This is a genomic window from Nonomuraea dietziae, assembly GCF_014195505.1.
GTDB classification, from domain to species: Bacteria; Actinomycetota; Actinomycetes; order Streptosporangiales; family Streptosporangiaceae; genus Nonomuraea; species Nonomuraea roseola.
Map to the genome: position 1 here is coordinate 6,172,554 of NZ_JACIBV010000001.1, position 12,504 is coordinate 6,185,057.

The 12,504-nt window shown below is 68.3% G+C and carries 12 protein-coding genes and 1 pseudogene; 5 read left to right on the forward strand and 8 right to left on the reverse strand.

Annotated features, from left to right (window positions below):
- Window positions 1-62: 62 nt before the first annotated feature.
- From FHR33_RS50695 to FHR33_RS29645, 4 genes and pseudogenes are all read right to left on the reverse strand, one after another.
- Complete coding sequence (locus tag FHR33_RS50695) at window positions 63-218, reverse strand: hypothetical protein (protein WP_183654507.1); 156 nt, start codon at window positions 216-218, stop codon at window positions 63-65.
- A 95-nt stretch (window positions 219-313) separates the two neighbouring features.
- Window positions 314-836 (reverse strand): annotated as a pseudogene (locus FHR33_RS29635) (YbhB/YbcL family Raf kinase inhibitor-like protein).
- 84 nt (window positions 837-920) lie between these two features.
- The gene (locus FHR33_RS29640; RefSeq protein WP_183654510.1) at window positions 921-1,772 is read right to left on the reverse strand and encodes an ABC transporter ATP-binding protein; all 852 of its coding nucleotides are present in this window, start codon (window positions 1,770-1,772) and stop codon (window positions 921-923) included.
- Entirely contained in the window at window positions 1,765-2,685 is a 921-nt protein-coding gene (locus FHR33_RS29645; RefSeq protein ID WP_183654513.1) for an ABC transporter permease, read from the reverse strand. Before FHR33_RS29645 ends, FHR33_RS29640 begins: the two co-directional genes overlap by 8 nt.
- Before the next feature lie 478 nt (window positions 2,686-3,163).
- On the opposite strand from FHR33_RS29645, the gene FHR33_RS29650 reads away from it, so the two are divergent.
- The 5 genes from FHR33_RS29650 (at window position 3,164) to FHR33_RS29670 (ending at window position 8,855) form a co-directional block, all read left to right on the forward strand.
- The gene (locus FHR33_RS29650; RefSeq protein ID WP_183654516.1) at window positions 3,164-4,831 is read left to right on the forward strand and encodes a peptide ABC transporter substrate-binding protein; all 1,668 of its coding nucleotides are present in this window, start codon (window positions 3,164-3,166) and stop codon (window positions 4,829-4,831) included.
- 115 nt (window positions 4,832-4,946) lie between these two features.
- On the forward strand, window positions 4,947-5,888 hold the full coding sequence (locus tag FHR33_RS29655) for an ABC transporter permease (RefSeq protein ID WP_183654519.1): 942 nt from the start codon (window positions 4,947-4,949) through the stop codon (window positions 5,886-5,888).
- Window positions 5,881-6,798: an ABC transporter permease gene (locus FHR33_RS29660; RefSeq protein WP_183654521.1), complete on the forward strand. Its 918-nt coding sequence runs from the start codon at window positions 5,881-5,883 to the stop codon at window positions 6,796-6,798. Before FHR33_RS29655 ends, FHR33_RS29660 begins: the two co-directional genes overlap by 8 nt.
- A gap of 16 nt (window positions 6,799-6,814) precedes the next feature.
- Complete coding sequence (locus FHR33_RS29665) at window positions 6,815-7,855, forward strand: ABC transporter ATP-binding protein (protein ID WP_183654523.1); 1,041 nt, start codon at window positions 6,815-6,817, stop codon at window positions 7,853-7,855.
- Window positions 7,839-8,855 (forward strand): ABC transporter ATP-binding protein, encoded by a 1,017-nt coding sequence (locus tag FHR33_RS29670; RefSeq protein WP_183654525.1) that lies wholly within the window; start codon window positions 7,839-7,841, stop codon window positions 8,853-8,855. Before FHR33_RS29665 ends, FHR33_RS29670 begins: the two co-directional genes overlap by 17 nt.
- Before the next feature lie 85 nt (window positions 8,856-8,940).
- Here FHR33_RS29670 and FHR33_RS29675 read toward each other — a convergent pair whose 3' ends face one another.
- Genes FHR33_RS29675 through FHR33_RS29690 form a run of 4 tightly spaced genes read right to left on the reverse strand, consistent with a single transcriptional unit; the run spans window position 8,941 to window position 12,215 of the window.
- Window positions 8,941-10,116, reverse strand: coding sequence for a lipid-transfer protein (locus FHR33_RS29675; RefSeq protein ID WP_183654527.1), 1,176 nt, complete (start codon window positions 10,114-10,116; stop codon window positions 8,941-8,943).
- Complete coding sequence (locus FHR33_RS29680) at window positions 10,113-10,496, reverse strand: Zn-ribbon domain-containing OB-fold protein (protein WP_183654534.1); 384 nt, start codon at window positions 10,494-10,496, stop codon at window positions 10,113-10,115. Before FHR33_RS29680 ends, FHR33_RS29675 begins: the two co-directional genes overlap by 4 nt.
- Window positions 10,497-10,530: 34 nt before the next feature.
- On the reverse strand, window positions 10,531-11,664 hold the full coding sequence (locus FHR33_RS29685) for a S8 family serine peptidase (protein WP_183654536.1): 1,134 nt from the start codon (window positions 11,662-11,664) through the stop codon (window positions 10,531-10,533).
- Complete coding sequence (locus tag FHR33_RS29690; protein ID WP_183654538.1) at window positions 11,661-12,215, reverse strand: hypothetical protein; 555 nt, start codon at window positions 12,213-12,215, stop codon at window positions 11,661-11,663. The genes FHR33_RS29685 and FHR33_RS29690 overlap by 4 nt, the downstream gene beginning before the upstream one ends.
- Between the last annotated feature and the right edge of the window lie 289 nt (window positions 12,216-12,504).

Here is a 12,504-nt window from a genome sequence, read left to right on the forward strand (position 1 = left end):
GGTGGTGGACAGACGGCTGCGAGCCGGGCGGGGCCGACAGCGGCGGTGGAGGGACGGACGCGTCAGGTGATGCGGACGCCCGTGCGACGGGCGATCTGGGCCTGCAGCCTTGCCATCTGCCAGTGAAGCTCGATGAGTTGCTTGGCCAGCTCGGCCCTGGGAATCTCGGAAGGGTCCTCGATGGCCAAGTGGTCAATCGCGGTCGACAGCTCTCGCATCGCGCGCCCCCACTCCATCACGTTCCAGATCGAATTTACGTTCGAATCATAGCGGAACAGTGAGCGCGGCGTCAGTTGTTCGCCCCTCCAGACACTCAGACCTCGTACACAGGTGCGAGATAGCCTCTGGCGAGCGTGTTCGCGGTGATGTTGAAGCCGACCACCGCCGGCGGGGTGTCGGGGTCGAGCCCCAGCGAGTCGACGCCGAGCGCGTGCACCGCGAACAGATAGCGGTGCGGGAATCCGGGCGGAGGGGGCCGCGCCGCCGTACGCCTTGATGGAGTAGTCGTTGCGCGAGTGCGTGCCGATCTTGGTGTCGGCCGTGCCCGCGCCGGTGGGCAGCTCGGTGACGTCGGCGGGGATGTCGAACAGCAGCCAGTGCCAGAAGCCGCTGCCCGTGGGGGCGTCGGGGTCGTAGCAGGTGACCGCGTAGCTCCTGGTGCCCTCAGGGGCGCCGGACCAGCGCAGGTGCGGGGAGAGGTTCTGGCCCCGCATGCCCCAGTCGTCGAAGACGTGGGCCTCGGAGAGACGCTCTCCGTCGCGGATGTCGTCGCTCTCGACGGTCAGCGCGGGGACGTCGGGCAGGAAGTCGTAGGGGATAGGTGGCCTTGCGGACAAGATGCACCTCCGGTGGATTCGCGGGTTGTCCGCTTCCCATCTTCCACCCGGGAGCGCCGCGGCGGTGATCGCCGCAGGCGCGTGTCAGCCCTTGTTGTAGGCGGCGATGACCTCTTTGGGGTCACCGTCCATCTTGATCTTGCCCTTGTGCAGCCAGATGACCCTGTTGCAGGTCTCCTCGATCACCCTGAGGTCGTGCGCGACGAGGAAGACGGTGCCGGCCGACTCGCGGATCTGCTTGATCCGCTGCTCGCTCTTCTTGCGGAACTCCCTGTCGCCCGTGGCCAGCGCCTCGTCGATGAGAAGCACGTCGTGCGTCTTGGCCGAGGAGATGGCGAAGCGCAGGCGGGCGCCCATGCCGGAGGAGTAGGTGGACATGGGCAGCTGGACGAACTCGCCGATGCCGGAGAAGTCGACGATCTCGTCGTACTTCTCCTTGACCTGGGCGGGCGTCATGCCCATGGCGTAGCAGCCGAGGACGATGTTGCGCTCGCCCGTGAGCTCGCGCATGAGGGCCGCGTTGACGCCCAGCAGCGACGGCTGGCCGTCGGTGTAGACCGAGCCCGAGTGCGGCGGCAGCAGCCCCGCGATGGCCCGCAGGAGCGTGGACTTGCCCGAGCCGTTGCGGCCCACGATGCCGATGGCGTCGCCGTGGTAGGCCACGAAGGTCACGCCCTTGACCGCGTGGACCTCTTTCATCTGCGGGCGCCCCTGGCGCTTCAGCAGCCGCGTGAGGGCGTGTACGGCGTTGCCCTTCTCGTGGTCGCTGGTGGCGCCGTAGACGCGGTAGACGATGTGGAGGTCGTCGACGATGACGGTCGGTGTTCCCGTCGTGGGAGCCGGGGGCTCCGGGTTGGGGTGGACCCTGACGTCCTTGTTCGGGACGTTGGGCTCCTCAGCCTTCACTTGGGACAGCTCCTCGGTCAACTCAGCCACGGCCGTATCTCTCCTCGGCACGCCAGAAGTACCAGAAGCCGAAGGCGAGTGCGAACACCGCCCAGAATACGCAGCTCACCCAAGCCCACGTGGGAACAGGGTGCTCAGGGATCAGGATGTCCCGCATGAACTCGATGTAGGAGGCCGCGGGGTTCGCGTACATGATGTTCGCCACCCACTGCGGCATGTGCAGCGACTCGACCACCTTCTCCTGGATGGAGAAGAAGACACCCGAGGCGTAGAGCCAGGTGCGCATGATGAAGGGCAGCAACTGGTTCATGTCGCGCATCGAGGAGCCCATGCGGGCCATGGCGAGGCTGGCCCCGACGTTGAACATGGTCTGCAGCAGGAGCACGACGGGGATCATCAGCCAGAACCACGTGGGGAGCGCGCCTGTGGATACGACGACGAGCACCATGAGGATGCCCATGGAGATGGCCAGCTGCTGGAGCTCCTGGATCGCGTACGCGAGCGGGAGCGCGGCTCGTGGGAAGTGGAGCGCTCTGATCAGCGAGAGGTTGCCCGAGATCGACTTGGCGCCCGCCGTCACCGATCGCTGCGTGTAGGTGAAGACGAACATCCCCGTCAGCAGGAACGCGGGGTAGTGCTCGATGTTCCCCTGTCCGCCGAGGATGAGGCCGAACATCACGTAGTAGATGGCGGCGTTCAGGAGCGGGGTCAGGACCTGCCACAGCTGGCCGAGGGCCGAGCTGCTGTACTTCGAGACGTTACGCGAGGTGGCGTACGTCATGATGAAGTGCCGCCGCTCCCACAACTGGCGCAGGTAGGCGGGAAACCTCGGTCGCGCGATGGCGCGACGAAGCCCATATCGCTTGGCGAGCTTGCTCAGCGGCTCCTGCCCGCTGCGGCCGCCCGCCTGGGCGTCCGCGACAGCGGATTCCGGCTGGCTCATGGCATGGACTCTATTGGATCCAGATAGGTGAGATGCCTCGCGCGACGGTTTGCCGCAGACACTTGGACGTCGCCTTGGGCGGACGGGTTCCAGGCGTCTGCCAAGACTTGGTCAACGGTAGCCCAGGAGTGGTGGCTGTGTGGGGACGGCGTGAGCACTGTCTGGTGCGGTGTATTTTGACTCGACTGTTTGGCGCCGTACTTGTGCCGATTTGACCGGTTTGACCCCTCTCTATGGGCGCTGGGGCAACGCTGAGTACGGGTGTGACGCCAGGCATACACACGTGTGACCGAACTGCAATGTGCCAGAGACTCGCTGGTGGCAAGTAGTGAGGGATAGTCGCGATCGACTGGCAGGGCGTCAGCTGGTTTGACCATGTCAGCCAAACCCGGGGGTTAGACAAGAACCCTCCGTCAGGCTGCCTAGGACTTCGCAGCTCAGCGCTTACGCCCACCTGTAGAGGGAGGAAGATCTACTGATGCGTGTTACTAAGGGCGCACGGATCGTCGCCGGTACCGCGCTGCTGGCCGTCGCAGTCGCCGCGTGTGGTGGAGGCGGCGGTGGCACGGCCACCAACGATGGGGGCGGCAGCTCTGCCCAGCCGGTCCGGGTCGACATCGCCAAGCCCCAGCACGAGCTGAGCCCCACCAACACCAACGACACCAGCGGTGCTGAGGTCCTCAACGCGCTGTTCGTCGGCCTCGTCGACTACGACAAGGATAAGAATGTCATCCTTCGTGGCGCTGAGTCCATCGAACCTGACGCAGAGTCCAAAATGTGGACGATCAAGCTGAAGGACGGCTACAAGTTCCACAACGGTGAGGCCGTCACGGCCAAGAGCTACGTGGACGCGTGGAACGCCGCGGCTTACGGTCCGAACGTCCAGGAAGGCGGCCACTTCTTCTCCGCCGTCAAGGGCTACGAGGACGTCGCTCCCGTCGACCCCGACGGCGAGGAGGGCCCGCAGAAGGCTCCCGAGCCCAAGGCCAAGACGCTCTCCGGTCTCAAGGTCGTCGACGAGAAGACCTTCACGGTCGAGCTGGCGCACCCCTACTCCGGCTTCAAGACGATGCTCGGCTACACCACCTTCATGCCGATGCCGAGCGCCGCCTTCGACGGCAACGGCGGCATCAAGAGGGAGTTCGGCGAGAACCCGATCGGCAACGGTCCCTTCAAGATGGCCAAGCCGTTCAAGCTCGCGACGGACACGACCATTTCGATGGTCCGCTACGACGAGTTCGTCGAGGGCAAGGCGAAGATCGACGCGGTCGAGTTCAAGATCTCCAGCGACAAGGGCACCTCGTGGAACGAGCTGCGCGCCGGCAACCTGGACATCATGGACCAGCTGCCGCCCGAGGCCATCGCCACGGCCAAGCAGGAGCTGGGTGACCGCTACATCGAGCAGCCGTCCTCGGGTGTGGGCTACTTCGGCTTCAACGCCAGGAACGGCGAGGAGTGGGCGAAGAACCCCGAGCTCCGCAAGGCCGTCTCGATGGCGATCGACAGGAAGACCATCACCGAGCAGGTCTTCTCCGGCACCCGGGTCCCCGCTGACGACTTCGTCAGCCCCATCGTCGCCGGCTACCGCAAGGGCGCCTGCGTCGAGTGCGTCTACGACCCCGCCAAGGCCAAGGCGCTGTGGGACAAGAACGGCGGCGGCAAGGGCCCCGTCAGCCTCTCCTACAACGGTGACGGCGGCCACAAGGAGTGGATCGAGGCCGCGGCCAACAACCTGCGCCAGAACCTCGGCGTCGAGGTGAAGGTCGACGCTTTCGAGTCCTTCGCGGCCATCCTGGACGAGCTGGACAAGGGCAAGGTCACCGGCGGCTTCCGCATGGCGTGGATCATGGACTACCCGTCCATGGAGAACTACCTGCGCCCGATCTTCGGTACCGGAGGCAGCTCCAACCACGGTCGCTACTCCAACAAGGACTTCGACGAGCTGCTCGTCAAGGGCGACTCGGCGAAGAGCGACGAAGAGGGCGTGAAGTTCTACCAGCAGGCCGGCGACATGCTGGTGAAGGACATGCCGTACATCCCGGTGTACTTCTACCAGACCAACGCTGGTTACTCCCAGAGGGTGAAGAACGTGACCATCGACCCGTTCGAGCGGATCGACCTCGCCAAGGTCGAGCGGGTTTCCTGACCATGACCCGCGCTCTCGGGCCGGCTCCCACCAGGCGCCGGTCCGAGGGGCCCTGAACAACAGAGGGGCAGCCCGGAGGTTGCCGGGCTGCCCTTCGCAATGATCGGGAGACTTCATGGGCCGCTATGTGATCAGGCGCCTGCTCCAGGCGATTCCTGTTCTCTTGGGTTCCACCTTCCTCATCTTCTGCACCGTCTACGCTCTACCCGGCGATCCCGTGATGATCCTGGGCGGTGAACGCAGAATCGACCCCGTGCTCGCGGCGCAGCTGCGGGAGCAGTACGGTCTCAACGATCCGCTGATCGTGCAGTACTGGAACTACATCTCGGGCGTCTTCGTCGGCGACTTCGGCGAGACCTTCCAGGGCGTGCAGGTCGCCGACCTGTTCGCGGGCAAGTTCCAGGTCACCATCCAGCTCGCGGTGACCGCCCTGATCATCGAGGCGCTCGTCGGCCTGGGTCTCGGCCTGTACGCCGCGCTGCGTCGCGGCCGCTGGCAGGACCACGCCGTCCTCGCGCTCACGCTGCTTCTTGTCTCGGTGCCCACCCTCGTGAGCGGCTTCGTCCTCCAGCTCGTCCTGGGCGTCAAGCTCAAGACCGAGCTCGGCATCGACTTCTTCCCGATCTCGGGAACCGAGGCGGGGTGGCGCAGCTTCCTCGTGCCCGGCTTCGTGCTGGCGGGGACGTCGATCGCCTACCTGGTCAGGCTCACCAGGACCAGCCTGATGGAGACGCTCAGGGCCGACTACATCCGTACGGCCGTCGCCAAGGGCATGCCGCGCAGCAGGGTCCTCGGCAGGCACGCGTTGCGCAACTCGCTGATCCCGCTGGTCACCTATCTGGGCGCCGACCTCGGCACGCTGATGGGCGGCGCGGTGATCACCGAGGCGATCTTCAACCTGAACGGTATCGGCCAGCAGCTCTTCCAGTCGGTGGCACGGCGGGAGAACGCCGTCGTCGTCGGAGTGGTCACGGTTCTCGTCCTCGTCTACCTGCTCGCGAACCTCATCGTCGACCTGCTGTACGCCGTCCTAGACCCCAGGATCCGTTATGAGTGAGCTGAACACTGCGGTGCAGGAGCCGAAGGCTCACCCGCGCAGGAAGCAGAAGGAGAAGAAGCCGAACAGCCTGTGGTCGGACGCGTGGTACGACCTGCGCAGGAACAAGGTGTTCCTGGTCGGCACGGCCATCGCCATCCTCCTGATCCTCATGGCGATCATGCCGGGAGTGTTCGCGCCGCAGAACCCCTTGGCGTGCAACCTGGTCGACGCCAGGCAGGGCATCAGCTCCGAGCACTGGTTCGGCATCGACAACCAGGGTTGCGACACCTTCTCACGGGTCATCCACGGCGCCAGGATCTCGATCCTCGTCGGCCTGCTGACCTCGGTGGTGACCGGTCTGGTCGGTGGCGTCCTCGGGCTGATCGCCGGGTTCTACGGGCGCTGGGTCGACGTGATCCTCTCCAGGCTGGCCGAGATCTTCTTCGCCATCCCCTCGATCCTCGGCGCGCTGCTCCTGCTGTCGGCCGTCGGCAGGGACGCCGCGGGCGTGTGGACGGTCGTGCTCGCGCTGGCGATCCTGGCCTGGCCGATGGTCCTGCGCATCATGCGCGCGGCCGTCATCACCGCCAAGAGCCAGGACTACGTGACCGCGGCGCGCGCGCTGGGCGCGAGCCCGTTCAGGATCTCGGTGCGGCACATCCTGCCGAACGCCGTCGCCCCCGTCATCGTGGTCTGCACGATGAACCTGGGCGTGTTCATCGCGGGCGAGGCGGCGCTGTCGTTCCTCGGTGTCGGCATCCAGTCGCCCAACATCTCGTGGGGTCTGATGATCGCCGACGCGCGCAACCGGTTCCTCATGGCGCCGGAGCCGCTGATCTTCCCGGCGATCTTCCTGAGCATCACGGTGCTGAGCTTCGTCATGATCGGCGACGCCGTACGAGACGCACTCGACCCGAAGCTGCGATAGAGAGGGGGGAATCGCGATGAAGAAGAGGTCAGCAACGGACGTGCTGCCCGCCGAGGGAGGGCTGGGCAACGAGCCGCTGCTCACTGTCGACAACCTGCACGTGGAGTTCCACACCAGGGCGGGCATCGTCAGGGCGGTCAACGGCGTCAGCTACTCGCTGAGCGCCGGCGAGACGCTCGCCGTCCTCGGCGAGTCGGGCTCGGGCAAGTCCGTGACCGCTCAGGCGATCATGGGCATCCTCGACATGCCGCCCGCGGTGATCCCCAAGGGGGAGATCCGCTTCCACGGCACCAACCTGCTCACGCTCTCGGAGGAGGGCAGGACCCAGGTCCGCGGCGAGCGGATCGCGATGATCTTCCAGGACGCGCTCTCCGCGCTCAACCCGGTCTTCACCGTGGGCTGGCAGATCAGCGAGATGTTCAGGGTGCACAGGGGGATGAGCAAGCGCGACGGCATGAAGAAGGCCGTCGAGCTGATGGACAAGGTCCGCATCCCCGCGGCCCGGCAGCGCGTCAACGACTACCCGCACCAGTTCTCCGGCGGCATGCGCCAGCGCATCATGATCGCGATGTCGATCGCGCTGGACCCCGAGGTGCTGATCGCCGACGAGCCGACCACCGCGCTCGACGTGACCGTGCAGGCCCAGATCATGGAGCTCCTGGCGGAGCTCCAGCGCGAGAGCAACATGGGCCTGATCCTGATCACTCACGATCTCGGCGTGGTCGCCGACGTCGCCGACAAGATCTCGGTCATGTACGCGGGGCGCATCGTCGAGAACGCCCCGGTGCACGACATCTACAAGGCCCCCGCGCACCCGTACTCCAAGGGCCTGCTGGACTCGATCCCCAGGGTCGACCACAAGGGCCAGGAGCTCTACGCGATCAAGGGCCTGCCGCCCAACCTGCTCGACATGCCGACCGGCTGCGCCTTCCATCCCCGGTGTCCCTACCGGCAGGACAACTGCGTGACCGACGTCCCCCCGCTCTACGAGATCAGCGGCGTGCGCAGCAGCGCCTGCCACTACTGGAGGGAGGTCCTCGATGGCAGCCGCGGCTGACCGCATCCTCGAGGTCCGCGACCTGGTCAAGCACTTCCCCCTGACGAGTGGCGTCGTGCTCAAGCGGCAGATCGGCGCGATCAAGGCCGTCGACGGCGTCTCGTTCGACCTGAACAGGGGCGAGACCCTGGGCATCGTCGGCGAGTCCGGGTGCGGCAAGTCGACGCTGGCCAAGCTGCTGATGGCGCTGGAGCGGCCGACCTCGGGCTCGGTCAAGGTCAACGGGCGCGAGATCGCCAACGCCAGGGGCGGCGAGCTCAAGCGGATGCGCCGCAACATCCAGATGGTGATGCAGGATCCCTACACCTCGCTGAACCCCAGGATGACCGTCGGCGACATCGTCGGCGAGCCGTACGACATCCACACGGAGGTCGCGCCGAAGGGTGACCGTCGCAAGAAGGTGCAGGAGCTGCTGGAGGTGGTCGGCCTCAACCCCGACCACATCAACCGCTACCCGCACCAGTTCTCCGGCGGTCAGCGTCAGCGCATCGGCATCGCCAGGGGCCTGGCGCTCCAGCCCGAGGTCATCGTCTGCGACGAGCCCGTCTCGGCGCTGGACGTGTCGATCCAGGCGCAGGTCATCAACCTGCTGGAGCGGCTGCAGCGCGAGTTCAGCCTGGCCTACATCTTCATCGCCCACGACCTGTCGGTGGTGCGCCACATCTCCGACCGGGTGGGCGTGATGTACCTGGGCAAGTTCGTCGAGCTCGGCAAGGACGCCGAGATCTACGACAGGCCCGCCCATCCCTACACCCAGGCGCTGCTGTCGGCCGTGCCCGTGCCCGACCCCGAGGGGCGCGAGCAGCGTGAGCGGATCATCCTGCAGGGTGACCCGCCCTCGCCCGCCAACCCGCCGTCGGGCTGCCGCTTCCGCACCAGGTGCTGGAAGGCGCAGGAGATCTGCGCCGAGCAGGAGCCGCTGCTGCAGATCAGGCCGGGCACGGCGCACGCGAGCGCGTGCCACTTCGCCGAGACGCACGACGTGGTGCACGTCAACTGAGTGAGAAGGGTGAGCCCTCGGCGGCGAGGGCTCACCCCTTCAGCGGACGGCGACGATCCCTTTCAGCGCACGGCGACGATCCCTTTCAGCGCACGGCGACGATCGCCGAGCCGTGGCCGAACAGGCCCTGGTTGACCGCGATGGCGGCCAGGGCGCCCTCGACCTGGCGGGCGCCGGCCTCTCCGCGCAGCTGCCAGGTCAGCTCGCACACCTGGGCGATGGCCTGGGCGGGGATCGCCTCGCCGAAGGAGGCCAGACCGCCGGAGGGGTTCACCGGGATCCTGCCGCCGAGCGCGGTGTCGCCGGCCCTGAGCAGCTTGTCGGCCTCGCCCGTGGCGCACAGGCCGAGATCCTCCATCCAGTCCAGCTCCAGCGCCGTGGAAAGGTCGTACACCTCGGCGAAGGACAGCTCCTCGGGCCCCAGGCCCGCCTCCTCGTACGCCGCCAGCGCCAGGGCCGTGCGGAAGGGCACGCTCTCCCGCACGGGCGGGTCGGTGGCGAAGTCGGGCAGGTCGAGAACGGTCTTGGGATAGGTCGGGGTGACCGTGGAGATCGCGGCGAGCGTGACGGGGGAGCGGACGCCCAGCCTGCGCGCGTAGGCGGCGGAGGCCAGGACCACCGCCGCGCCGCCGTCGGAGGTGGCGCAGATGTCCATGAGCCTCAGCGGATCGGCGACCATCGGTGAGGCGAGCACCTGCTCGGCGGTGACGGGCGTGCGGTAGCGGGCGTTGGGGTTCAGCGCTCCCGCCAGCGCGTTCTTGACCTTGACGGCGGCGAAGTCGGCGGGTGTCGAGCCGTACAGGGCCATGCGCCTGCGGGCGTAGAGCGCGAAGTAGGCCGGGTTCGTGGCGCCGAGGAGGCGGAAGCGCAGCCAGTCGGGATCGTCCGGCCTGTCTCCTCCGACGGGGGTGAAGAAGCCCTTGGGGGTGGAGTCGGCGCCGACCACCAGGGCGACGTCGCACAGGCCTGCGAGGATCCTGGCGCGGGCCAGGTCCACGGCCTGGGCGCCGGAGGCGCACGCCGCGTAGCAGGAGGCGACGCGGGCGCCCGACCAGCCGAGCGCGCGGGCGTAGGTCGCGCCCGCGACGAAGCCGGGGTAGCCGTTCCTGATGGTGTCGGCGCCCACCACGAACTGCACGTCGGACCAGGCGACGCCGGCGTCGGCGAGCGCGGCCCTGGCGGCGGCCACGCCGTACTCCTGGAAGGGCCTGCCCTGCTTGCCCCACGGGTGCATGCCCGCGCCGATCACGACCACGCTCATCGCGGCGGCCCCCACATCCACACGCTCGGCCCGTCGGCGAGCGTGCCCTCTGTCAGTTCCAGCTCCATGCCGACCCGCAGGTCCTCGACGGCCAGGCCCTTGACCTGGCCGAGCACCACGATGCGCTCGCGTTCCAGCTCCACGGCCGCCAGCGTCACCGGCACGTACGGCTCGGCGGACACGAACGGCGCGGGCGGCGGATAGCAGGCGTTGGTGTAGGACCACACGGTGCCGCGTCTGGACAGCCGCTCCTCCACGAGCTCCTCGCCCTCGCAGCGCGGATCGCGGCAGAAGCCGTGGTGCGGAGGGAAAAAGACGGCCTGGCATGAGGTGCAGCGGGTGCCGAGCAGGTGGGTGCCGTCGAACCAGCCGGGGATCATAGAAGGCAGTATCACACAAGCGCTTGCTAGGTTCCTAGCGTCGTCCGCGCCCGCCGAGGACCACGACCCTGGCGGCCATCGCCGTCGCGAGCGCGAGCAGGGCGGTGATCACGACGGCCCTGGAGTCGGGGGCGGCCGCCGCAGGGCCGCCGCCGAAGTAGGGGGCCAGGCGCCGATTCTCGGCTGGTGAGCGGGTGGCCAGGCGTTCGGCGGCGTCGAGAGCCAGGGCCGCGTTCACCACCCCGTGCCCGTATGACCTGCTGTGCCCCTTCCTGCCCGCGCTGGCCTCGATCGCCCGCCGTACCTGTAAGGGGGTCAGGCCGGGCTGGGCGGACCTGATGAGCGCGGCGATGCCCGCCACCATCGCGGCGGCCGAGCTGGTGCCGTCGCCGATCACGTACGAGTCGGAGCCGTCGGCGCTGACGATCTGGCTGCCCGGCGCGACCACCGACAGGTACTCCCTGCGGTTGGAGAAGCCGGCCACCTTCAGCTTCCTGTCCACCGCGCCGACCGCGATCACGCCTGGGTAGGCGGCGGGGAAGTTCTTCTTGTTGGGTCCGTCGCCGTCGTTGCCCGCCGAGGCGACCAGGACCGCGCCGGCCGCCAGGGCGTACTGCACCGCCTCCTCCTCGTCCGCCGAGCCCTCCCACGTGCCGCTCCCGCCGCCGAGCGACATGCTGATCACCTTGGCGCCGTGGTCGACGGCGTAGCGGATCCCCCTGGCCAGGGAGTCGCGCCCGCGGGCCCTCGTGCGCTGCTGCTCGCGCCGCGGGTCGTCGTTCTCCAGCGTGACGCGCACCGACAGCACGGTGGACTCGGGGGCGATGCCGATGACCCCCTCCGCCCTGTCCTCGCCGTGCCCGCGACCGGCGATCAGGCTGGCCATCGCCGTGCCGTGGTGCCCCCAGCGGTCCCTGCCCGTCTGCCCCGTGAGGTCGGGGCCCTTGACGACGGCGCCGGCGAGGTCGGGGTGGCGGGCGTCGACGCCGGTGTCGAGCACCGCCACCGTCACGCCCCTGCCCTTGCTGACCCGCCACGCCTTGGCCATGTCGAGCGGCGCGAGCTGCCACTGCCGTTCGCGGGCGGTGGCGGCCACGTCGTCGGCCGCGGTGGGCGCGCTCGTGACGAGCAGCAGGACCGTCAGCAGCCCCGTGAACACCGCCCTCATCCGGTGAGCCGCCGATGGAGCGCCCTGGCGAGCTGCTCGGCCACGCCGCGTAGGCGTGGCGTGGCGGCCAGGCCCCTGGTGTACGGCCTGCCGTCGCTGTAGCCGGCGGCGGTGAGCACGACGTAGCGCTCTCGCCCGCTCTCCCTCGCGCCGGTGGTGTACTGGCGCTGCCCGAACAGCTCGGCGGGGCCGCCCTGGACGGGGTAGGGCCGCACGGTGGCGGGCCTCGCGTTCGGGCTCCGCCCGGCGGGCGGCGCGCTCGGCCCCGCGGGTGGCGGGCCGGTGAGGACGGCGATGCCCGCCGTGGCGACGAAGGTCTGGGTGCTCTCGGTGTAGGTGGCGCGCAGGGCGGTCACGCAGCCGGGCAGGCGGGCGCCGTCCTGGAAGGCGGCGGCGCACGGGGACTCGGGGGCGATGCCGACCAGAACGTAGGTGGTGCGGGCGCCTGAGGGGGTGGTGCCCGGCAGCTGGGCGGGGAAGATCTCGGTGGCGGGCCACAGGCGCCAGCGGTCGGATACGGCCGGCTCGGCCGGTGGCCAGAGCATGGTCATGATGGGGATCAGAGCGATGGACAGTCGGATCACGTCGACCTCGAAGGGAGGGGGAGAGGGACGCATTCGCGGTGCATTCTGGCACGCGACCGATGATTCAATCCGACGGTTCGGTAAACAGTCCGATACGCGGAGTAGTTGCCACTTTCACCCCTTCAACCACATGCACCCCGTTTGTCCCCTGGGTCACCGGAGGTCAGGGGAGGCGGACGTTGCTGGCAGCAGGCTTCGTCCCGCGCCCGCGCCCGAGGATCAGGGGAGGGCGGAGAGGCGGACCCGGGCGGCAGGC

Coding starts and splice junctions, on each gene's coding strand:
- FHR33_RS50695 (WP_183654507.1), bottom strand. CDS start 218: ATGCGAGAGCTGTCGACCGCGATTGACCACTTGGCCATCGAGGACCCT.
- FHR33_RS29645 (WP_183654513.1), bottom strand. CDS start 2,685: ATGAGCCAGCCGGAATCCGCTGTCGCGGACGCCCAGGCGGGCGGCCGC.
- FHR33_RS29650 (WP_183654516.1), top strand. CDS start 3,164: ATGCGTGTTACTAAGGGCGCACGGATCGTCGCCGGTACCGCGCTGCTG.
- FHR33_RS29655 (WP_183654519.1), top strand. CDS start 4,947: ATGGGCCGCTATGTGATCAGGCGCCTGCTCCAGGCGATTCCTGTTCTC.
- FHR33_RS29660 (WP_183654521.1), top strand. CDS start 5,881: ATGAGTGAGCTGAACACTGCGGTGCAGGAGCCGAAGGCTCACCCGCGC.
- FHR33_RS29665 (WP_183654523.1), top strand. CDS start 6,815: ATGAAGAAGAGGTCAGCAACGGACGTGCTGCCCGCCGAGGGAGGGCTG.
- FHR33_RS29670 (WP_183654525.1), top strand. CDS start 7,839: ATGGCAGCCGCGGCTGACCGCATCCTCGAGGTCCGCGACCTGGTCAAG.
- FHR33_RS29675 (WP_183654527.1), bottom strand. CDS start 10,116: ATGAGCGTGGTCGTGATCGGCGCGGGCATGCACCCGTGGGGCAAGCAG.
- FHR33_RS29680 (WP_183654534.1), bottom strand. CDS start 10,496: ATGATCCCCGGCTGGTTCGACGGCACCCACCTGCTCGGCACCCGCTGC.
- FHR33_RS29685 (WP_183654536.1), bottom strand. CDS start 11,664: ATGAGGGCGGTGTTCACGGGGCTGCTGACGGTCCTGCTGCTCGTCACG.
- FHR33_RS29690 (WP_183654538.1), bottom strand. CDS start 12,215: ATGACCATGCTCTGGCCACCGGCCGAGCCGGCCGTATCCGACCGCTGG.